The organism is Pseudolysobacter antarcticus (assembly GCF_004168365.1).
Classification (GTDB): domain Bacteria; phylum Pseudomonadota; class Gammaproteobacteria; order Xanthomonadales; family Rhodanobacteraceae; genus Pseudolysobacter; species Pseudolysobacter antarcticus.
Map to the genome: position 1 here is coordinate 844,668 of NZ_CP035704.1, position 21,527 is coordinate 866,194.

The 21,527-nt window shown below is 59.7% G+C and carries 13 protein-coding genes; 3 read left to right on the top strand and 10 right to left on the bottom strand.

The window, feature by feature from the left end; translation table 11 throughout:
* Positions 1-48: 48 nt before the first annotated feature.
* Positions 49-2,970: a serine/threonine-protein kinase gene (locus ELE36_RS03645; protein WP_165371461.1), complete on the bottom strand. Its 2,922-nt coding sequence runs from the start codon at positions 2,968-2,970 to the stop codon at positions 49-51.
* A gap of 2 nt (positions 2,971-2,972) precedes the next feature.
* On the bottom strand, positions 2,973-3,542 hold the full coding sequence (locus ELE36_RS03650) for an ECF-type sigma factor (protein WP_129831803.1): 570 nt from the start codon (positions 3,540-3,542) through the stop codon (positions 2,973-2,975).
* Between the two features lie 147 nt (positions 3,543-3,689).
* Between ELE36_RS03650 and ELE36_RS03655 the strand changes: the two genes are divergently transcribed.
* The 3 genes from ELE36_RS03655 (at position 3,690) to ELE36_RS03665 (ending at position 7,253) form a co-directional block, all read left to right on the top strand.
* Entirely contained in the window at positions 3,690-4,811 is a 1,122-nt protein-coding gene (locus ELE36_RS03655; protein ID WP_129831804.1) for a hypothetical protein, read from the top strand.
* A gap of 80 nt (positions 4,812-4,891) precedes the next feature.
* A complete protein-coding gene (locus tag ELE36_RS03660; protein WP_129831805.1) occupies positions 4,892-5,956 on the top strand; it encodes a right-handed parallel beta-helix repeat-containing protein in 1,065 nt (354 codons plus the stop codon).
* A 334-nt stretch (positions 5,957-6,290) separates the two neighbouring features.
* Positions 6,291-7,253 (top strand): right-handed parallel beta-helix repeat-containing protein, encoded by a 963-nt coding sequence (locus ELE36_RS03665; RefSeq protein ID WP_165371462.1) that lies wholly within the window; start codon positions 6,291-6,293, stop codon positions 7,251-7,253.
* Between the two features lie 179 nt (positions 7,254-7,432).
* Here ELE36_RS03665 and ELE36_RS03670 read toward each other — a convergent pair whose 3' ends face one another.
* The 8 genes from ELE36_RS03670 to ELE36_RS03705 form a co-directional block, all read right to left on the bottom strand.
* Entirely contained in the window at positions 7,433-11,014 is a 3,582-nt protein-coding gene (locus ELE36_RS03670) for a DUF11 domain-containing protein (protein WP_165371463.1), read from the bottom strand.
* Between the two features lie 393 nt (positions 11,015-11,407).
* Complete coding sequence (locus tag ELE36_RS03675; RefSeq protein ID WP_129831808.1) at positions 11,408-12,448, bottom strand: YncE family protein; 1,041 nt, start codon at positions 12,446-12,448, stop codon at positions 11,408-11,410.
* 41 nt (positions 12,449-12,489) lie between these two features.
* Positions 12,490-15,522 (bottom strand): efflux RND transporter permease subunit, encoded by a 3,033-nt coding sequence (locus ELE36_RS03680; protein ID WP_129831809.1) that lies wholly within the window; start codon positions 15,520-15,522, stop codon positions 12,490-12,492.
* Entirely contained in the window at positions 15,519-16,577 is a 1,059-nt protein-coding gene (locus ELE36_RS03685; protein WP_129831810.1) for an efflux RND transporter periplasmic adaptor subunit, read from the bottom strand. Before ELE36_RS03685 ends, ELE36_RS03680 begins: the two co-directional genes overlap by 4 nt.
* The gene (locus ELE36_RS03690) at positions 16,568-17,956 is read right to left on the bottom strand and encodes a TolC family protein (protein WP_129831811.1); all 1,389 of its coding nucleotides are present in this window, start codon (positions 17,954-17,956) and stop codon (positions 16,568-16,570) included. The genes ELE36_RS03685 and ELE36_RS03690 overlap by 10 nt, the downstream gene beginning before the upstream one ends.
* A complete protein-coding gene (locus ELE36_RS03695; RefSeq protein WP_129831812.1) occupies positions 17,957-19,264 on the bottom strand; it encodes a sensor histidine kinase in 1,308 nt (435 codons plus the stop codon).
* Positions 19,261-19,935: a response regulator transcription factor gene (locus ELE36_RS03700; protein WP_129831813.1), complete on the bottom strand. Its 675-nt coding sequence runs from the start codon at positions 19,933-19,935 to the stop codon at positions 19,261-19,263. Before ELE36_RS03700 ends, ELE36_RS03695 begins: the two co-directional genes overlap by 4 nt.
* A 375-nt stretch (positions 19,936-20,310) precedes the next feature.
* On the bottom strand, positions 20,311-21,420 hold the full coding sequence (locus ELE36_RS03705; RefSeq protein ID WP_425480888.1) for a serine hydrolase domain-containing protein: 1,110 nt from the start codon (positions 21,418-21,420) through the stop codon (positions 20,311-20,313).
* Positions 21,421-21,527 lie beyond the last annotated feature (107 nt).

Consider the following 21,527-nt stretch of genomic DNA (forward strand, 5'->3'; position numbering starts at 1 on the left):
GCGAAGGATTCAGCATAATTTTTACTGATGGAATCCAGCCATCCGTCTTCAATGCTTCTTGAGGTTTTGCGCTTTGCTCAGAGCGTCGCGCGCCTGCTTCGTACGCGGTTCATCCGGGCCGAGAAATTTCTCGCGCAGGGCGGTTGCCTCGGTCAGCAGGCGGATGCCTTCGGGGCGGTCGGCATCGCGCTGGATCAACAACAATCCCAGCTCGTAACGGCTGGTCGCGGCCAGCGGGTGTTCGGCCTGCGGAATGTAGCCGGCGTAAGAGGCGAGTGCCGCGTGCAGTTCGCGCTCCGCGCCGGCCGTATCGCCTTGATCGCGTAACGCGAGTGCCAGTAAGTGGTGGGCCATTGCCGTGTAGCGCGAATTTTCACCGTGAATTTTTTGCGCCGCCGCCAGCGCGTCGGATTCCAGTTCGATAGCTGCCTTAGTATCGCCACGCCGGCGCTTCACTTCGCCAAGACGATAAAAGGTGATGAAGCCATCGTGCGCTGCAAGACCGGGCTTGTTTTCCTTATCCATCACTTCCGCCAATTCGTTCTCGGCGCGTTCCAGATTGCCCTGCAACATGTGCATGAGGCCGAGATTGCCAAGAACGATCTGTGTCCCTTGATAGTCGCGCCCGTATTTTTTTTGAAAAATGTCCAGTGCCTCGGTCAGGATGCGATCTGCCTCGACCAGGTCGCCGCTATCGATCAGAACGAGTCCGAGATTGATCTCGGTGCCCGCCAATGTGGGATGTTCGTCGCCCAGTTTGCGCCGCTGCGCGGCGAGCGTTTGTTCCAGTGCCGCACGTGCCTGCGGATAAAGCCCGAGATGAAAATAGGCCAGACCCAGATCGCGACGCACTGACAGCGTCACAGGATGATCGGGGCCGAGCATCTTTTCATCAGTCGTCAGCGCCTGTTGTTTCATCTGCCTGGCTTCGGCGAACCGCGACTGGCCCTGCAGCGCCATGCCGAGATTGGCGCGCGCATTGGCTACGTCCAGATCGTCGGGACCGGCGTCACGCGAAGCGACGGCGAGCGCTTCGCGAAAGTAGGATTCCGCTTCCTCGGGTTTGGACAAACCCCAGCTAGCCGCGCCAGCGTCCAGTAGGGCGTCGTATAACAAGCGGGGGTCGACCTCGGCATTCCGCACCAGCGCAAGTACGGCATCGGCATAACGTTTAAGCGCGGCGAAGTCGCGCTGATCACTGGCAATACGCGCCTGGGTACGCAAGACGCGGGCAAGATCGACGATGGATGCGTTCGGCAGTGCGTCGACTCGGGTTCTCGCGTCATCGGCAAGCGTCGCGGCGGATTTCAAATCGCCCAAACCCGCTAGCGTATCGGCGCGTTCGACTTGCGCTTGCGCGAACAAGGACGTCTGTGCGTCATTCGTTGCCAATACCTTGATCGCATCCGCCTGTAACTTGTCGGCCTGATCATACAAACCGAGCTGGTAATAAATGCGCCCCAGTGTTGCCCCGATCTCGGCTTTCTGCATTTGATCCAGATTGCGATTGCGGCCGATGCGCTCGGCGCCGCGATCGAGCAATTCGTGGGCGCTGACCTCTCTGCCTTTGGCTTCGCGTGGATCCACCGCGGTAAACAGGCCAAATAGAAAATCTTTTACCGCGAGCGTGGTGCGCGCCTCGTGTTCGGTCTGGCGCGCCTGCCAAACCACTACCGCACCACTGCCGACGAGCACCAGCAGGATGGTCGCTGCGGCGGCCAGCGGCAACCAGTAACGTCGCACAAACTTGCGCAGCCGATAACGCCGGCTACCGCCGCTGATCGCGCGACCGTCAAGCCACGCGCGCAGATCTTCGGCCAAGGCGCTTGCCGTCGGATAACGCGTATCCGGTGTCTTCGACAGCGCGCGCTGAATGATGCGCTCGATATCGCCGCGCAATACCCGTTTGAGCGCTTGCGGCGATACACCGCGCGCGGCCGCGATCGCCTGAGCGCTAGCATCAGTGCCGAATTGCGGCGGTGCATCTTGGTCGTTGCCGCTTGCCGGTTCGGCGGGCGACGTGCGCTCGATGGCGCGGCTCAGAGGTTCGGGATTTTCTTCCAGGATGGCCTTGATCAGTCCGGAGCTGCCTGCTGCGACGCGCCGGTAAGGCATATGTCCACAAAGTAAAAAGTATATAAGTACACCCAGCGCATAGACATCCGTGGCGGTGGTAATCGGCTCGCCGAGTACTTGTTCTGGAGCCGCAAATTCGGGCGTCATCAATCGGTTTTGCGTGCCGGTCAGCGCGTCGGCGGCGGCGTCCTGTTCGAGCAGTTTGGCAATGCCGAAGTCGAGCAGCTTTGGTTCGCCTGCATTCGTCACGAGGATATTGGACGGTTTCAGATCACGATGCACGACCAGATTGCGATGCGCATAGTCGACCGCCTCGCACACTTTCACAATCAAGCGAATGCGTCCGCGCACATCGATGGCGTGTTCGTCGCACCAGCGCGTGATCGGCTCGCCCGCGATGAATTCGAGTGTGAAATACGGCGTGCCATCGGCGCCGACGCCACCATCGTGCAACTGCGCAATGTTCGGATGCGTAAGCCGCGCGAGGGTTTCGCGTTCGCGCAAAAATCGCTGACGCAGCTCGGGCGTGGAAAATTCGCTGCGTAGGAATTTCAGCGCGACCTGATGCCGGAATTCGCCGTCGGCGCGTTCGGCGAGATACACCCGCCCCATGCCGCCCACACCGAGCAGACGCAACAGACGATATACGCCGACACGATCGCCGATGGCACTCTCGGCCTCGGTCGCTTCCGGCAGTAGTCGGCCGAGCAGTGCGGTCGCGCGATCGGCTAGCACGCTGGATGTCGCGAGCGGCATATCGAGTAACTCGCGCAATCGCGAAAGCAGTGGCGGATCGTGCGCGCATTCACGCTGCAGCCAAACATCGCGTTCGGCCTCGGGTTGTTCGAGCGCCTCATGGAACAATATCCTGACGCGCTGCCATTGTTCGTCCACGCTCAACCTCCCGGTGCTGCCAGCATCGATTCCTGCAGCAAGGCACGCGCAAGTGTCCAGTCGTGCTGCACGGTGCGTTCGTGCCGACCCAGCGCAACGCCAATTTCCTTGAAGCTCAGGCCGGCGAAAAAATGCCATTCGACAACGCGCGCGAGGTCGGCGTCGCGGCTGGCAAGTCGGGTCAGCGCGGCGTCGAGCTCGAGTGCCTGTTCGGCGCTGTCAGCACCCATGTTCAAGCCTTTTTCGGCATCGGTGAATTCGGCGCCGCCGCCACGCTTGATACTGCGATGCCGACGCGCGTGGTCGACGATGATCTGGCGCATGGCGCGCGCTGCCAGCGCAAAAAAATGCGCGCGATTCTGGATTTTCACGACGCAGCGCTGGTTCAACCGCAGGAACAGTTCGTGCACCAACGCGGTGGACGTCAGCGATGAGCCGGGCGCCGTATGTTTCAGGCGCTGCGCACAGCGTTTCAATTCGTCGTACAGCGTGGTGTAGACCACATCCTGCGCGGCGATATCGCCGGAATTGGCTGCATTGAGCAACTCGGTAATCGCCGATTCGCCGGTCATGCCTGTACCTCCGCGTGGACGTTTGATCTTATCAGTTCAGGCCGCTGCCGAGACGGCTGGCGAGGTTGTCGCCGTCTTTTTGGCGCAGTTTGCGTTTTAGCAGGGTAGACAAGTTTGCACGGCAATGACCATCCTGCGGAGACACTCATGCGTTACTCGATAAAACCAGCAACTTACTTCGATGTAGTTGTTCGCTATGTGAAGGCTACGCTGTTTCTTGCCGTTGCCGTTGCCGTTGCCGTTGCCGTTGCCGTTGCCGTTGCCGCAACACCGGCATTCGCGATTACCTTGTGCGTCACCAATGCGACACAACTGCAAACCGCGCTCGATAGTATCTCCGATGGCGGAATCTACAGCGGGATTTACGCCTCGAACACGATACTCGTCGTAAAAGGGCTGTACAAAACGGGTGCGGCCACCCAAAACACCGCGTTCCACTATTCATCGACGATGAATCAGACATTCTACATTTTCGGTGGCTACCGCGGTGCGTGTCCGAATCCGATCGCCAGTTTCGATCCTACGCTCAGCGTGCTCGACGGCAACCATGCGCAACCCGTTCTCGAAATCGATAGCGCCATCGGCACTGTCGGCGTTTCGCAACTGACTATCCAGAATGGCCAGACCGGCGGTGATCCTGCCGGCCTGAGCATCAACAGGCATATCGGCGACAACAGCGGCGCCAGCGTGTTCAACAACATCATCCAAAACAACATTTCCACGAATGGCCTGTTCGGCGGTTTATTCGTGGCGTCCGGCGGTACCGCGTTGCTTCACGTGCAAGGCAATCTGATTGCCAACAATCACGCGGATAACGGTTATGGCGCCGGTGCGGTGGTAGGCAACGGCGGTCAAATGGGCGTCTACGCCAATACCGTGACCGGCAATACCGTGACGATGGCCGGTAAAACCGGCGGCTTGACGTGCAGCAGCACCGGGGTCGGCTCGGTCCTCAACAATATTTTCTGGAACAACAGCAATGCCGGTTTGGATCTGGACGCCGGCCGCATATCGCTGGCCTATAACGACATCGGCACGCTGGCCGGTGTAGCGCCCTTCGCGACCACCGGTGATGTGTCGGTTGCGCCCAAATTCGTCGACGCGGCCAACGGCAATTATCGCCTGGCCGGGAACTCGTCCTTGCTGGCGGCGAGCGATCTGATCGAAGGCAATTTCGATCTTGACGGCAATCCATATCCCGCACACGGCAAGGTGGACATCGGCGCTTATGAAGAAACCATATTCATCGACGGATTTGATGGTGGTTGAGCGAAGACGACGATGGTCGTCCCTGCATTCTTTGCGCAAATACGTACTGACGATTCAGCAAACATCGATTAGGAGCTCGCATGAAAACCATTCTCTCGAACCACGTGTGCAAAATTGCGGCGTTTGCCGTGTTCGCTACCGCGCTGCTCGCCACCAGCCCCGGTATTCAGGCGCATACCTTTTGCGTTACTACCGCCGCGGGATTGCAAAACGCAATGAACGACTCCTCCGACGGTGGCATGTATGCAGGCGAGGACAATCAGGTCAGAGTCGTCAAGGGCACCTACAAGACCGGCGCCGCTACGGGTAACGGGCCGTTTCATTACCTTAATTTGTCAGGCTCGGGTTCCTTTACGCTGTGGGGTGGTTGGACCGCCGGATGCGGCAGCAAAACACAAAAAGCCGCATTGACCATACTCGATGGTAACCACGCGACCCGTGTGTTGTATCTGCGCCAGGTAGCCAACGAAGTGGCCGTGATTTCTTTCACGATCCAGAACGGCGAGACAAACAAAAGTGGCGCGGGCCTGGCTATCAATGACGCCCTTGGCGACAACAGCGCGGTATCCGTGCAAGGCAACATCATTCGCAATAACCACACGACCAACTTGGCCGGTGGCATTAACGCCTCATCCGGCACGAGCAGCTTGTACCTGTGGGGCAATTTGATCATCAACAACAGCGCAGATTCAGGCTACGGTGCGGGCGAATTAGTCTCAACCATCGGCGACGTCGTGCGTAATACGGTGAGCAACAATACAACAACAACCGCGGACGGCAGCGGCGGCCTCTACCTTTACGATTCCAATGTTGGATATGTGTTTTACAACATCTTCTGGGGCAATACGAACTCCGGGATTCACCTCGCCACCTCGAACGTGCAGCTTGATTACAACGACGTGGGAACGTCCGCTGGATTCGATCCGATTAGCGCCGTCGGCAATGTTTCGGTGAATCCAGGCTTTGTGGATGCAGCCAGTGGCGATTTCCACCTGACTGCGGACTCGCCACTGCTCGGCGCGATGCCGGTCGACGCGCAATTCCCCATAGTCGACTCGGAAGGTAACTCGTCGCCGGCATATGGCAAGAGCGACGCGGGTGGGTATAACGAAACCATTTTCAAGTATGGCTTCGATGGCGGTTGAGCACAGAGTCATATGCGCGGTGATCAGCAGATGCACATGATTGGTCATCAGCACATCGGCATGGATATCGAGCGCGTGCTTGTCGCAAGCGACCTGCAGTTTTTCCAGAAAAGCCGCAATCGTCATCGCTGCGGAGATGGCGGGCGAGGGTCACGCCGTCTTTTTGGCGCAGTTTGCGTATTACCAAGGCAGACAAGCCTGGAAAGGCAATCGCCCGAGCGGAGACCCCATGCAATCCACGCCCATTTGTTCATACCTGCCCAATGGCCTGCGAGTGATCCTTGCAGCCAGCCTTTTCGCCGTTAGCGGCTGGTCTCACGCGCACCCTTTTTGCGTGGCCACAGCGCAGCAGTTTCAAGATGCGCTAACCCAGTCTTCGAATGGTGGTGTGTACAACGGCGAAGACAACGATATTTACATGGTCGGCGGCACATACCATACCGGCGCTGCCACCGGCAACGCACCGTTTTTCTACTACTCGCCCAACTCGACGCACGCCATCAAGATCGTCGGGGGTTATGCCGCAGGTTGCAGTACAGGCACCTCGCAGACGCCACCGACCACGCTCGACGGCGGCGGCAATACCGGTGTGCTGACGATTCGCAACAGCCACGGCAATGTCATTGTGCAGCAACTGACTTTGCAAAACGGCGAGAGCGCTGAGCCTGGCGCCGGGCTGCAGGTGAACTATCTGGTCACGGTCAACGCCAGCGTACTCATTCGCAAGAACATCATTCGCAACAATCACTCCAGCGTCGATGCAGGAGGTCTGTATGCATCGGGTGACAGTCGACTGAGCGTCATCAGCAACCTGATCGCTGACAACAGCACCGACGCCAACTACGGCGGCGCCTATCTGACCGGATTTGGCCTACCCAGCCTTGTCTATAACAACACGGTCACGCAAAACTTTGCTTCGACGACCAGCGCTACCGTGGGCGGGTTGTACTTCGGTGGCGGCGCGGTCGTGGATATCCTCAACAACATCTTCTGGAACAACAATAGTGTTGGGCTTTATCTGGGGAACAGCAGCGCTAATGTGGTATTCAACGCCTATGGGACGTTGGGTGGAAATGCGCCAGCGGCGACATACGGCAACTTCGTCAAGGTCAACCCGAAATTCCTCAATGCCAGCGGCGGTGATTTTCATCTCATTGGCATCTCCCCTTTGCTGGGGGTGAGCACCGAACTAGTCACTTACGACGATCTCGACGGCAATCTGCATCCACAAAGCGGCAAGGTCGATCTGGGCGCGTACGAGGACACCATCTTCACCGACGGGCTCGATGGCGGTTGAGCGCAGTGGGATGCGGTAACCAAAAGGCGCGACGCTCGCGATCGACACTAGGCGCGAAACATTTCAACAAGTCGAAATGAAAAACGGCAATGCCACGTGGTGGTCATTGCCGTTTTATTTCTCGATGTTGCTACTCAATCACCACGGTTGCCGAGCATCGACAACCGTGGTGGCGTGACTCATGGGCAGCTTTCGAAGTCGTCGAGGAAGATGACGTCGGTAATCAGCGCTGTCGTCGTGTTCGCGGAGTTGTTGCTCGTGACTGGATCGCTACTGGTTGCCGATGCTACACCGCTGAACGCGATCGGATTGCTGCCGCTGTAGTTCTTCGGCACACATACCGTTGTGGTCACGGTCTTGCTCTGGCTCGGCGCGAGTGTGCCGAACGTGCACGGGAACGCGCTGGTGCAATCGCCGCTGTTGCTGGCGAAGGTCAGGCCGGGTGGCAAGGTGTCGGCGAGTTGTACGGCTGTCGCCGCGGCCGGGCCATTGTTGGTCACGGTGTAGGTGTAGGTGATGGCCTTGCCTGGCGGTGCCGTCGCTGGTGCACTGATCGTGAGCTGCACATCCGCACCGGTGCCGGGCAGCGTGGTGTTGACGCTGGCCGTGTTGTTGGCTGGCACCAGATCGCTGGAGTCGCTGGATACGCTTGCGCTATCGACGATCGGATTGCTGCCGCTGTAGGCCGCCGGGATGGTGTAGGTGATCGTGGTCGTCTTGCTCACGCCATTGCCGATACCGGCAAAATTGCAGGGCAAAATCGCACAATCGCCGTTGACCGATATCAGCGTGAGGCCAGCAGGCGTCGGGTTGTTGAGCACCACGTTCTGTGCCGTATCCGGTCCGTTGTTGGTGATCGTGACGACATAAGAAACGTTGCTGCCGACAGTCGAGTTAGCGGGGCCGGAATTGGTCACCGACAGATCCGCTACCGGCGTACCAACGGCGGCGTTCGGCAACGGCCATGCCCATGCGCCACGTGAGCGGGTGAATGCCGCGAGCGTGGTGAAGCCGCGATCAACTACGAGTTCCCAGACCATGGCGCGCGGGAATCCTTCGAACGCGTACCACACTGGCGAATTGACCGTGATGTCATCGGTGTAGTACAGGCCCCAGTCGGTACCGGCGAACACTTGTTGCGGCAGGTTCGGGTTCGGCATGATCTGCTCGACCGGGACATTCGGCAGGTTGCCGGTCTTGTCCTTCCACGTGAAGCTCGGGCAGTTGTAGGCCGAGCAGGTGACCTGGAACACGTGGCCCGGCTGCCCCGGCGTGTTCTGGTTGAAACCACCGACGGCGGCATACGCCACCAGCGCATTTTGCGGATCGAAACGCACGCCGAAGATCGGGCGGTTCGGCAGCACGTTGTTGTTGTCGGTGACGTTGACCGCGGTCGCGCAGTTCGGATCCGTTGCCGGCAGTGTCGCCGGGCAGTTTGCCGTTGCCGCAGTACCGAGGCCGAACACAATCTGCACATTGCCGTCGTTGGTGCCGACCGCGGCGACCGTCGGGTCGGAGAACGAATACGCCACGTAGTTGATGTACGAACGGTTATCGGCGCCGATGATCAGGTTCTGCTTCGTCAGGTTCGGCGTGCGTGCCTTCCACGATGCACGCATGGTCGTGGCGCTCGAGTTTGCCAGATCGGTGGTTTCCCACAGACGGTTCGTGCCCGCGAGCATGTGGTTGCAACCACCGGCCGTGGTGCAGCCGCTGCCGGGCGCATCCAGCACGCCCCATTTGTAGATGTCGTAGGACATCGCGAAGATCGAGGCCGACAGATCGCCGGTGCCGCCCCAAGTGCCGCCGGTGTTGGCCGACGCCGTTGAGAACGAGCCGCTGAGCGGATTCGCGTTGCCGTAGGTCAGGCTGCGCGCCAGCGAACCGTACTGGCTGGAGTTGAACCACACGTTGTTGATCGGCTCGATCTTGTTCATCGTGCCGTCGCCGGAACAGTTCGAGGTCCATTGCACCGGACCGGTCGGCGTGCCGGTGAACTTGGTCGCCGAGCAGCCGTTGTCCTGCGCGCCTGCGCCGATCGCCGGCGTCGCCGAGTTGGCGAAGTTCGCGGTGATATCGCCGAAGTAGAACTCGATGCTGTTGATCGTGGTGTTGAGTTGGCGGAAGCTCGGCAGCGGCGCTGTGGAAGTGGCGTTTTCGGTATAGAACACGCCACCGTCCGTACCGATCAGCATCTTGTCCGGATTGCCGGGGAAGAAGGCCAACGCATGTTGATCGACATGCACGTGATCAAGCGTGCCGGTGGGTTTGGTGCCCCAGCCGCAGGTGACGTCGGAATAGTTCGAGCCGCCGTTGGTGGAGCGATACAAGTCGTAGCCGGTGAGGAAAGTGATTTCGGGATTGCCCGGCTGCACGGTCAGCCTGGCGTCGTACCACATCTGGCCACCGCCGCCAAACGAGCTAGATTCGCAACCGAGGATATTGTTCGTCGAGCCGCTGGTCGTCCCGTTGTTCGAAGCCTTCTGTACCCACGTGTCGCCTGCGTTGTCCGAGCGCCACACGCCGAGTACCTGGTATTTGGTGCTCGGTGATGTCTGCAGTGACTGGAGCATGGCGTACATCGTGTTCGGCTGATCCGGCGATATGGCCAGTTCGATGCGGCCGAAGTTGAGTTGGGGCACGCCATTGCCTGTACCGGCCGGCCAACCGCTGTTGAGCAGGGCCCAGTCGCCGGTCGCCGGACAGCCGCCACTTGGGATCGCACTCAGTCGGTACACGCCGTTCGAGCCATTCTGATCCAGATCCGACTGCACCGGTGTGGCCGAACCGCGCGTGCCGATCGCGACATACAGGCGCGTGGTGCCGTCGCCATTGTTGACAGCCTGAAGTCCGGTCACGTCCTGACGCTGCGGCGTGCCGCCGGTTGCGTAGGCATTGGTGTAGCACGGGCCGGTCCAGTTCTCGCCGGCGTCGTACGAGAAGTACACGCTGGTCTTGGTGCCGGCGATCACGTTGTTCGCATTGTTCGGATCGACGATGACCTTGCCGATCGCTTGGTACTGCGGGAACACGCCGCTGATACCGGCGTAATACGGGCTGAACTTGTCGGTGCCGAGCACGCGCCAGCTTTGGCCCTGGTCGGAACTCTTGAGCACACCGACCGCGCCGAACGAGAACGAGCCGAAGTTCAGGTCGCCGGTGCCCGCGTAGATCGTGTTGTGATCATGCGGATCGATCGTGATGTCCGAGATCGACAGGCCGGTCACTTCCGGCACGTCCGTGACAACCTGCCACGACGTTGTGTTGGCCGGAGGAGCAGTGAGCGAGCAGCACGTGGTGGTCTTCCAGATACCGCCGCCATCCGAGCCCATGTAGGCGATGGTCGGATCGACCGGGTCGACTACGATCACGTTGGCGCGCCCCGACACGCTGCCGTAGGTATTCTGGGTATTGTTTTCCGGCATCGGACCGAGCGGCACGAAATGGCCCGGCAGCAGCGTCAGCGGTGAATTGGGCACGAGTGCCTTGTTGTAGGTTTTGACACCGGCAGGAATCGCGGCAGTCATCGCGCGTTCTTCGACCGCCGCCTGAGCCGCCCAAGTCGGATCAAACTTTCCGGTAGGATAGGTGTTGCGCGTGATCCAGAAATCGGGATCCGGCGGCGTGTCGCCATCGCCGTCCCCATCGTCGATCAAACTCTCGTGGTCGTGCCACCAGTTCTGCAAAGACGAATGAAAAAACGCGAACGCAGTTACCGAAGCGATGCACGTCGCAAAGACGGCAGCAGAAATTTTACGCATGTTGGCCCCAGCATATGATTGTTGTTGCCACTGTCCCAGTCGTGGCGGTTGGCACGGGTTGGGTGAATACCCACCGTGCCCTTGATTCGGCATCACGCGGCAAGGTACCGAGTGAGGCTTAACTCGTCGTAATCTATCCATCTCTGGATGTATATGCGAATCCGCCGATGAGGCTTTGCATAACTTTACAGATGCGGCGCTGCTGGAGTGCGGTGCGTCTGCGTAGTGGGGAGTTGTCGAGACAGGCGTCGATGCGTGTCATGACTCCGCTGGAGCCGCGTTGGGCGGGCAACTCCACCAAAAGATGCAGCGCGATCGCCGTGTGCACGGTCATCAGCGAATCGGCAGCGAACCAGCCCGTGATCCTACGCAATCACGGGCTGGTCGGCATCACTACTGCTGCAGCACGAGGATCTTGAAGCTGTCCGGTAACACGGGTGCGCGCGGATGTGCCTGAGTTGGCGTGGCCGGCGGTGTTGGGCCGAACTCCGCAGCAGCGAGATAAATGCGATGTGTGGTTTGATCCAGCGCCATCGTGCGTGCGCTCTTTTGCGTCGGAATGTTGGTCAGCACTTTGTAGTGATCACGATCGGTCTGCTGGATGATGGTCACGGTGCCGTCTTCGCCGTTGGAACTCAGCACGAGTTTGCGTTCAATGTCGAACGCGGCGGCGTCCGGGCCTTTGCCAATCGGCACGGTCGCGACGTGTTTGCCGGATAACGCATCGGTGACGATCATGTGGCCGTTCTGGCAGACCGAAAACAGCCGCTGCTGCTGGATATCGAACGCGAGGCCGGACGGTTCTTCGCAGTCCGGCAATTTCCAGGTGCTTGTCACTTTCGCAGTTTTGGAATCGATCGCGGTGAGCTCGGCGGTGTCTTCGATATTGACGAAAATACGTCCCTTGCCATCGGCAGCAGCGAACTCGGGTTTGCCACTGACCGGAATGGTCGCGACGACTTTTGCCGTGTGCGCATCGATCACGCTGATGTCCTTGCTGCGGCCGTTGAAAGTGAATACGCGTTGGCTCGCCGCATCGAACAGGATCGCATCGGGATTGTGGCCGCTGACTGCAATCGTGCGCGTTGGTTTGAGCGTAGTCAGATCGAACTCGGTGACGCTGTCGGCGCGGCCATTGCTGGTGTAACCACGCCCGAGTTCAGGTGCGAGTGCGATGCCATGCACGCCCGCGGTGTCGGCGATCGTGCCGAGCAGTTTTCCGTCACGCGTATCCATCACCAGCACACGATCGCTGCGGCTGATGAACAGGCGGTGGCTGGCTGCATCCACCGTCAGATAATCCCAGCCGCCATCACCACCGAGAGTGTAGTGAGTGAGCGCTGCCGCGGCTGGTGGCGCCACGGCCGTTACCGCGGCGACAGCGTTGCCCGCGAGGCCGGCGGACATCAGAAAAATACCGATTGAGTTACGCATGAAACACTCCGTTTGTTGAGAATAGGACGACTGTGTAACGATCAGGCACGCGCTGTTTTCGACAACAACGCATACAACGCCGGCATCAGCAACAACACCAGCGGCACCGCAAAAATCAGACCCGCGACGATGCTGATCGCGAGCGGTTGTTGCATCGATGCGCCGCTGCCGAAATTTACCGCCAGCGGCAGCAGCGCGAGGATCGCGATCGACGATGTCATCACGATCGGACGCATGCGTTTTACGCCGGCAACGATGAGTTGATCGTGCGTATGGCTGGTCGCGATATCGAGCTCGGCAAAATAGAAAATGCCGACCTCGGTGACGATGCCGAGAATCATGGTCATGCCCATCAACGACGAAATATTCAGCTCGGTGCCGGTGATCCACAGGCCGAGCAATACGCCAGTCAGTGAGCAGAATGTCGTGATCAGCAGGCTCAGCACGATGCTCATGCTTTCGTACAAAAACATCAGCAGCACCGTGATCAGCAACACTGCGGCGATAAAGACGATAGTCAGATCCTGGAACGAACTCTGCTGTTGTTGATACAGGCCACCGTACTCGATGCCGACCTGCGCCGGCAATTTCAGTTGTCTCACCGCAGCCTGCACATCGCGCATCGCCGAGCCGAGATCGCGACCTTCCAGGCGCGCCGTCACCGCGACCATCGGCCGCAGATTTTCGCGATTGATTTGCGCCTGGCCCTTGCTGATTTGCACGCTGGCGATGCGTTTTAACGGCAGCGTATGACCGTCGCTCGCGCTGAGCGGCAACTGCTCGATTTGCGCGATGCGCTGGCGCAGATCGCCGGGTGTCCAGAGCCGCACGTTGATGAGTTTTTCGCCGCTTTGAATCGAACCGCCGATACTGCCTTCAAGCGCAGTGTCGAGCTGGCGGCTAATCGTTTCAGGGTCGATTCCTTCGAGCGCGGCGGCGGTGCGGTCGATCTGCACGTCGATCGCATCACCGGCGATTTTCACGCCGTCGAAAACCTCGACGATGCCGGAAAATTTTCCGATTGCCTGCGCGACCAGCTTGCCGCTGTTGCGCAACTTCGCCGGATCGGCGCCGAACAGTTTGACTTCGATCGGTTGCGGGCTCGCGATCAGGTCGCCGAGCAGGTCTTCCATGAGCTGCGCGGTCTCGATGCGCAGCCCCGGGATTTCCGTTTCGACATGTTCACGCAGCTCGGTCATCACTGCTTCGATGCCGCGGCGGTGGCCGGATTTGAGGCGGATGAAAAAATCGCCTTCGTTCGCTTCGCTGAGTCCGCCGCCGAGTTGCAGTCCGGTGCGGCGCGAATAACTCGCGACGTCGGGCGATGCTGTGATCAGCGTTTCGACCTTGCGCAACAGCCGATCGGTTTCGCTCAGCGAGGTGCCGGGCGCGGCCACGTAATCGAGGATAAAACCGCCTTCGTCCATCTTCGGCATGAACCCCGAACCTAGCTTTGCATAGGCCAGCCAGCCCACGACTACGCAGCCGCCCACGATCAGCAGCGCCCACCACGGCCGCAATAGCCACATCTGCATGCGGTGTGCATAAATATCCTGCGCGCGTTGCAGGCGCGGTCCGATTTTTTCGAGACGCTGCGCATCTTCCTGCGTGACCAGCCGATGCGTGAGCAACGGCACCGCCAGCAGCGCGACCAGATACGAGACGATCAAACTCGCCACCATCGTCAGCGCCAGCGCCTTGAAAAAGCCACCGGTGATGCCGCTCAGAAAACTCAATGGCACGAACACCACGATCGTCGCGAGTGACGAACCCGTAAGTGGCCGGAACATTTCGCGCGCGGCCTGCAAAGTGATCTCCATCGCGCTCGAGCGCGCCTCGCCGATGCGTCGCACGGTGTGTTCGAGCAGCACCACGGCATCGTCGACGATCAATCCGACCGCCGCGGCGATGCCGCCGAGCGTCATGATGTTGAAACTCATGTGCAACAGCCCGAGCAATAACACGCTGATGCAGATCACCACCGGCAGCACGAGCGCGATCACTAGCGTCAGGCGCAGGCTGCGGAAGAATACGAACAGGATCAGCGCGGCCAGAATCGCGCCGATGATGATGGCATCGCGCACGCCGCTGGCGGATGAAACAATCAGCTCGGATTGATCGTAGAACGTGCCGACCTGGATATCGGTGGGAACTTGCGCCTGCATTTTTGCCAGCAGATCGCGCACATCGCTGACGAGTGCAACGGTGTTCGCGCCGCGCTGCTGGCGGATGTTGATCAGCACCGCATCGTGACCGTTGGCGTTGACGCGGGTCCATTCCGGCTGTTGACCGAGGCGCACGTCGGCGATGTCCGCGAGCGTCACGACGGCAGATTTTTCAGTCTTGACGATGCTGCGACGGATATCGTCGAGATTGTGCAATCGCGTATCGACGATGGTGAGATACAGACGGTAATTATCCTCGATGCGACCGACCGCCATCACTTCATTATTCGCGGCCAGCATGCGCGTCACTTCGGCGCTGGTCAGGCCGACGGCTTGCAGGCGCAGCGGATCGAGCAGCACCTGATATTCGGCCTGACGCCCGCCGAGCACTTCGGCATCGATCACGCCACCGATCGCGAGGATCGCGGGCTTGAGTTGGTAGGTGGCGAAATCGCGCAGCGCGACCAGATCATCGGTTTTCGAGATCAGGGTGAGGCCGAGACTTGGAAACACGGTCGGGTCCATGCGGCGCGTGGTGAACGTCGTGCCGGGCGGCAGTTTCGGCAGCAGCCGATTGACCGCTGCCTCCATCTGCAATTGCGCCGCGACCATGTCGGTGCCCCAGCCCAGCGTGAGCGAAACTTCGGCGCTGCCGCGGCTGCTGGTCGAGCGGATTTTCTCGACCTTCGGCACACCGCGCAGCGCCAGTTCGAGCGGCCGCGTCACCTCGGTCACCATGCGATCGGCAGGACGATCGCCGGCATCCACGCTGACCACGATGCGCGGAAAATCGATCAGCGGAAACAAGCCGACCGGCAATCGCCACGCGCTGAAAAATCCGCCGAGCGCGAGGATCAAAACCAGCAGCAGAATCGAACGGCGATGGCGTTCGAGCCAGGAATCGTTCACGGCTGATCCGCCTCGATGTTTACGCGCATGCCGTCTTCGAGTTCGTAATTGCCGCTGATCGCGATCACTTCGCCGGCTTTGAGTCCATCGACAATCTCGATGCGCTGGCCGTCGTCGATGCCGGTCTTGACCTCACGCTCTTGCGCCTTGCCCGCGGCGATCACAAACACATGCGCGCTTTCGCCCTCGGGCAAAACTGCGCTGCGCGGTACGCTGAGCACCGCGCGCGCAGCGGTCAGGATGCGTGCGCGCACGGCGCTGCCGGGAATCAAATCCGCTGCATCGTTTATGCGTATCCACGCCGCTGCGAGCCGGGTTTGCGGATCGATCTGACGCAGCGCCTGTTCCACTTTTCCGGTCATGGTTTCGCCGCCTGGCCGCAGCAGACTTATTTCGACCGACTGGTCCTTGGCGATGTGCATCAACTCGGCAGGTTCGATCGCAACACGCACGCGCAACTCGCTGCCTTCGGCAATTTTCAACAGCAGCGTATCGGCGCCGACGACATCGCCCGGGCCGATCGCGATCGCTGCGATCACACCGTCGGTTTCGGCGGCGAGCGTGCGCGCGGTGTTTGCGCCAAGCCGCGAACGCGCCGATGTCAGTGCCGCCGCGGCGTTCTGTTGCGCCTGCTGCGCCAGCGCGACTTCGCCATTCGTGGCGAGGTGTTGCGCCAACAGATTTTTCAGGCGAGCTAATTCTTTTTCGGCAAAATCCGCATCGGTTTGCGCGTGGCTGATTTCGAGTTCGCTGGTTGCGGTGCGATGCAAGATCATCAGCGCGTCGTGCTTGTGCACCGTCTGCCCGGGCGTGACCAGCACGCGCTCGACACTCGCCTGATACGCCACCGAATACGCATGCATGCGATCGATCGGCACTTCCACCGTACCAAAGCCCGACACGGTTTCGTGCATTGTCGCGACTTCCGCTTTGGCGACGTGGATCGATGCGGTGACGACGGCTTCTTCCTCGGCGTATGCGATCCCGAGCGCAAGCAAACTCAATGCGACGATGCCGCGGGCGTGGCGCAATCGATTGCGCAGATTTACTGCCATAACAAAACTCCGACCGTCAATTCGAGGGTGACTTCACCTTCCGCCGCGGCCTGCGCGAGGGCGAGGGCGGCAATCTGTTTGTCGAGATGAGCCGCGCGTGCGGTTTCGTAAGTCACGAGCGCGACATCGCCGCGTTGCACCGCGTTATTCAATGCCTGAATTTCCGGCTGCATCTGTTGCAGCTGCTGCCGCAACAGTTCGGATTGCGTTGCGATCCGCTGCAGCTCCGTGAGCTGCGTGGCGATTTCCGCGCGCGTTTCATGCAGGCGCGATTCGTACTCGATGCGCAATTGCTCGCGGGTCGCTTCGGCGACCGCGATCGCGCCACGATTGCGATTCCACAACGGCAATGTCAGCGCCACACTCGCGCCCTTGCTGTAGATCGGCGTGGTGTCGCGCGCACGGTTGAGCGTAAGTACCGGCATTGGATATTGCGCGAGAATCGCATGGCGCGTTTCGGCTTGCTGCGATTGGTAACCGTCGCGTAGCGCACGCAGATCAAGGCGCTCGCTGCGTGCTGTTTCGAACAGACTATTGGCGTCGAGTGTCGAAAAATCGCGCGCGATCGATTTAGCCGCAAAAGGCAATCGCTGCTCGGGTGTCGCGCCGAGGGTTTGGTTCAAGGACAGGCGCGTGGTTTCGATATCGCGCGCCAGCGTATGGGCACGCTCGGTCGTGTCGAGCAGCGCGACTCTTCGCAGCGCGAGATCGTCGAGTTTCGCATTGCCCGCATCGACATTTTGTGTGGTCAGACCGAGCAGGTTTTGCGCGGTGTTTTCGGCGTCCGTCGCGAGCGCTTGTTGCTGTTGCAAAAACGGCAGACGCCGCGCCAGCAAACGTGCCTGATTGGCGACGGTCCATTCCTGCCACGCGATGTTTTTCTGCACTTCGGCCGCGGCGGCTTTCGCCTTCGCGCGTGTGGCGGAATGCAACAGCAATGCCGCGATATCGAATCCCGCGCTGATGCCGTACGCATTCACCACACCGACGCTATCGGGATGATCGGCGCTGATGCCGATCTGCAAATCCGGCAGCAGTCCCGCGGCGAAAACCTGCGCCTCGGCAATGCCGCCTTGCGCTCGCGCCGCCTTGAGGCCGGGGTTTGTCAGCACCGCGATCAGACCGATCTGCATATCGTTCCATGGCCCGGTGGGGTCGATGTCGAGTACCGGCAAAAGCGTCGAAGGATGTGCTTTGGTATCGGCCGATATTTGCTGCGGATCGAGTGGCGCGAGCAGCGACGACGCATGCGCATCAATCGGCTTGTCGACATAACGTGCGCAGCCGGTCATCACGGAGCAAGCTAACAAGGCCGCGCACAAAAGTCGGCGCAGATTGAAAGCCGCGTTATCAGCAAATTGATGCAAGAAAATGTGCATTCAGAGTTCCGGAAAAATGACACGCACTCTCAGGCCCGAACCGATAGTGGCGTCGTCGAGCCGAATTTTAGCCGCATGCTGATCGGCGATCCGCCGCACGATCGCCAGGCCGAGTCCGCTGCCGCCCGGCGCCGAGCCCGGGCGTCGATAAAAACGGTGGAATACGCGTTCGCGATCTTCGGTTGGAATGCCTGGGCCGTTGTCGACAATCTCGATCACGCAACGCTGATCGATCCGATACAGCACCACATTGATACGCCCCGCAGCAGGGCTGCAGCGAATCGCATTGTCGATCAGATTACCGAGCAGGATCTGCAACGCGGCGGCATTGCCCTGAACGAATAATTGCGGCGATTCGATCAGCCCGATGTCGATGTTTTTTTGCGCGGCAATCGCCGAGCGTTCGCCCACCGTGGCTGTGACCAGATCGTGCAGATCGACGCGCTGCAACTGGCTCGCGCTCAACTCGGGCTCATGCCGTGCCAGGGTCAATAACTGATCGATCAGATGAGCGGCGCGCGCTAGGCCGTCGTGCAAATCCGCGAATGCGATACGGCGATCATCGTTGTTGCCGGCGCGCTCGGCGAGCTGCGATTGCAGCCGGATCGCGGTCAGCGGCGTGCGCAATTCATGCGCGGCATCGGCCGTAAATGCACGCAGCAGATCCAGCGATTGCGCGAGGCGTAGCAGCAGGTCGTTGAGCGAGTCGATCAGCGGCTGGATCTCGCTCGGAAATTCAAAATCGGATACCGCATGCAACGATGCCGAGTTGCGCGAACGTACCGCCGTTGCGAGTCGCGCGAGCGCGCCAAGCTCGGTGCGCAACGCCAACCAGATCACCAGCGCGAGCCCGGGCAACAACAATAACAGCGGGATCGAAACGCGCCACGCCGCGCCAGCCGCATGCGCCGAACGCACGCTGGTCGGCTGCAATACTTGGACAAATCTTTCGGGCTGTTGCGCGGCGTAAATGCGCCAGCGTTCGTGCGTGGTTGCGACCGTCGAAAAACCCGGTACGACACGTTGCACTTTGCTCACGCGTGGGTTCGATGAATACACGAGCTCGCCGCTGGACGAAAAGATCTGCAAGGCAAATTCCTCGTCGCGCATTTCGTTCAGCGACAAGCTGGCGCCAGCGGCGTTGAACGCTCCGTTCGGCAGCGAATCGACGATCTGGCGCAGTTGCTGATCGAACAGTTCATTGACCTCGCGTCGCGCCATGAAATACACACCGAGCGACGACAGTGCGATGCCAAGAATCAGCGCTGCGAGAATTTTCAGCAGTAGTCGATTGCGCATCGATCTCATGCGGGCTTGTCCACGACTTTATCCACCACATAACCGACGCCGCGCACGTTGCGAATGATCGACTGGCCGAGTTTCTTGCGCAGCGCGTGGATATGCACTTCGATCGCGTTGCTGTCGATGCCGTGACCCCAGCCGTAGAGTTTTTCTTCGAGCTTGGCGCGTGACAACACGTGGCCAGGGCGTTCCAGCAACGCGTGCAGCACCGCAAATTCGCGCGCCGAAAGCAGCACCGGCTGCTCGCGCAAGGTGACCTCGTGACTGGCCGGGTTCAGCCGCAAACTGCCATGCTCGATCTGCGGATCGACCCGTCCGCTGGCGCGCCGCGCCAACGCTCGCAGCCTTGCTGCGAGTTCGTTCAGATCGAAGGGTTTGGTCAGGTAGTCGTCGGCGCCGGCATCGAGTCCCGCAATACGATCCTCGATCGCATCCTGCGCGGTGATAACGAGAATCGGCAGCGGATTCTTGTGTCCACGGGTTTCGCGAATAATCTGCAGACCGGATTTTCCGGGCAGCCCGAGATCAAGCAACAACGCATCGAATGCATGATCCTGCAACGCGCGCTCGACCGCATCGCCGTGCATCAGCCAGTCGACCGTCATTCCATCCTGCGTCAGTCCGCGCTGCACGCTGCGGCCAATCATCGCATCATCTTCGACTAGCAATATGCGCATGGTATTACCTGTTTTTATTGCGGAGAGTCGAACATTGGCGCGGCATTACGCGTGCAACATACACCGACGCGTGTGCATGCTGACAAGCGCCGCTTAGCGGAGACTTAATTGCAACTCTCAATCAACAAGGTGGTGGCAACGATACGAGCCCCCGGGATGACCAGGTGCCGTTTTTGTTTTGCAGAATTTGAAAGTGGCTGGCGCTTGACACCAACGTCTGCGGGACTGGCGAATCAATCCAGGTTGGTAGCTTGTTCCACCACGGGCTGAACGCCTCGCACTTTCAACTGGCGCTGTTTTGCGTCGAAGGTATGCGAGGGCACGCTGACGCAGGCATCGCCTGCTTTTTTTACTACGTGGAGGCATTGCCTCGATTCATTGCGCCGACTTACGTTGCTTGTAGAACTCAGCTATTTGCGGAATGAAGCGCTGCGGATTCGCTCCGGCGAGATTGGTCAACACGACGATGGCCAAGCCATCATCCGGGTAAACAACGAATGCGGCTCTGGCGCCACCGATACCCGCTATTTGGCGGTGGGGAGATGTCTGCAGCACGGGCCATCCAGCAGCCCAATCGCTATCAGCGCCGCTGTTCAATTTTTCTGGCACCCACATCTTCTGAACAGCAGCCTTGCTGATCAGTTGGCCGTTCGATAACGCGATGATCCAGTGCGCTACTTCATCTGCCGTGGTTTGGATTCCACCACCGGCCCAAAGACTATAAGGGATCTCGTAGATCCATTTCGACAAGCGGTTGCCGTCGTCCTTCGCCAGGGTTCCGCGCGGCGTGGTGGCGTAGATCGTCGCTGCATTGGGAACGAGGTCGTAGCTGTCGCCGAATGTCGACAAGGGCATTTTTGCGACGGCGAATTGATGCTCGGCGATGTACTGCTCGTAGGGCGTCTTCGTTTGTTTCGCAATGATCTGAGCCAACAAACCATAGTTGGTCTGATTGTAGGCAAATCGATCGCCAACCGCTGCTTCCAATGGCAACTTTTTCACCGCGTTCCAGGCATCCAGTTCCGTGCCGCCGCCGATCGAGCCTTTCTGGTCGACGATGTCCGGCAGGCCCGAGGTATGGCCGAGAAGTTGACGAATACGAATGCCGCGCCAAGCTTCAGGCAGGTCGTCCAGGTAGCGCGAGACGGGAGCATTCAGATCGACCAGCCCGGCCTCGACCAATTGCATCATCGCGACGCCAGTGAATGACTTGGTGGCGGAATTGATCGGAAACAAAGTTGTGCTTTTGGCAGGCACGCGGTTCTCGACGTTGGCCAGGCCATAGGTTTCGGACAACACGATTCGATTGTCCTTGATGATGGCAACCTGCACCCCGGGTATGCGTTGCTCCTTCATCTTCTGCTGTAGCAACTGCTTGGTCAGTGCGTTGGCCTGGTCCAATGTATTCGCCGCGGTGCCAAGGCAAGGCAGCCACAGTAGAGCGGCGACGATGATCGTTGTGACGCGATACTTTCCAGATGACATGGATCTTCCTGACGCGAATGATGTGATGGGTAACAACCGCCTATCTTGCTATCTCGTGTCGAGCGGGCGCAGCGTTCAGATGCGCCGCATGGTTTCAGGGTTTAAAC

Excerpts from the sequence above, each read along its gene's own strand:
- ELE36_RS03655 (WP_129831804.1), top strand. The coding sequence starts at position 3,690 with ATGCGTTACTCGATAAAACCAGCAACTTACTTCGATGTAGTTGTTCGC.
- ELE36_RS03660 (WP_129831805.1), top strand. The coding sequence starts at position 4,892 with ATGAAAACCATTCTCTCGAACCACGTGTGCAAAATTGCGGCGTTTGCC.
- ELE36_RS03685 (WP_129831810.1), bottom strand. The coding sequence starts at position 16,577 with ATGGCAGTAAATCTGCGCAATCGATTGCGCCACGCCCGCGGCATCGTC.
- ELE36_RS03700 (WP_129831813.1), bottom strand. The coding sequence starts at position 19,935 with ATGCGCATATTGCTAGTCGAAGATGATGCGATGATTGGCCGCAGCGTG.
- ELE36_RS03695 (WP_129831812.1), bottom strand. The coding sequence starts at position 19,264 with ATGAGATCGATGCGCAATCGACTACTGCTGAAAATTCTCGCAGCGCTG.
- ELE36_RS03705 (WP_425480888.1), bottom strand. The coding sequence starts at position 21,420 with ATGTCATCTGGAAAGTATCGCGTCACAACGATCATCGTCGCCGCTCTA.
- ELE36_RS03670 (WP_165371463.1), bottom strand. The coding sequence starts at position 11,014 with ATGCGTAAAATTTCTGCTGCCGTCTTTGCGACGTGCATCGCTTCGGTA.
- ELE36_RS03675 (WP_129831808.1), bottom strand. The coding sequence starts at position 12,448 with ATGCGTAACTCAATCGGTATTTTTCTGATGTCCGCCGGCCTCGCGGGC.
- ELE36_RS03650 (WP_129831803.1), bottom strand. The coding sequence starts at position 3,542 with ATGACCGGCGAATCGGCGATTACCGAGTTGCTCAATGCAGCCAATTCC.
- ELE36_RS03690 (WP_129831811.1), bottom strand. The coding sequence starts at position 17,956 with ATGCACATTTTCTTGCATCAATTTGCTGATAACGCGGCTTTCAATCTG.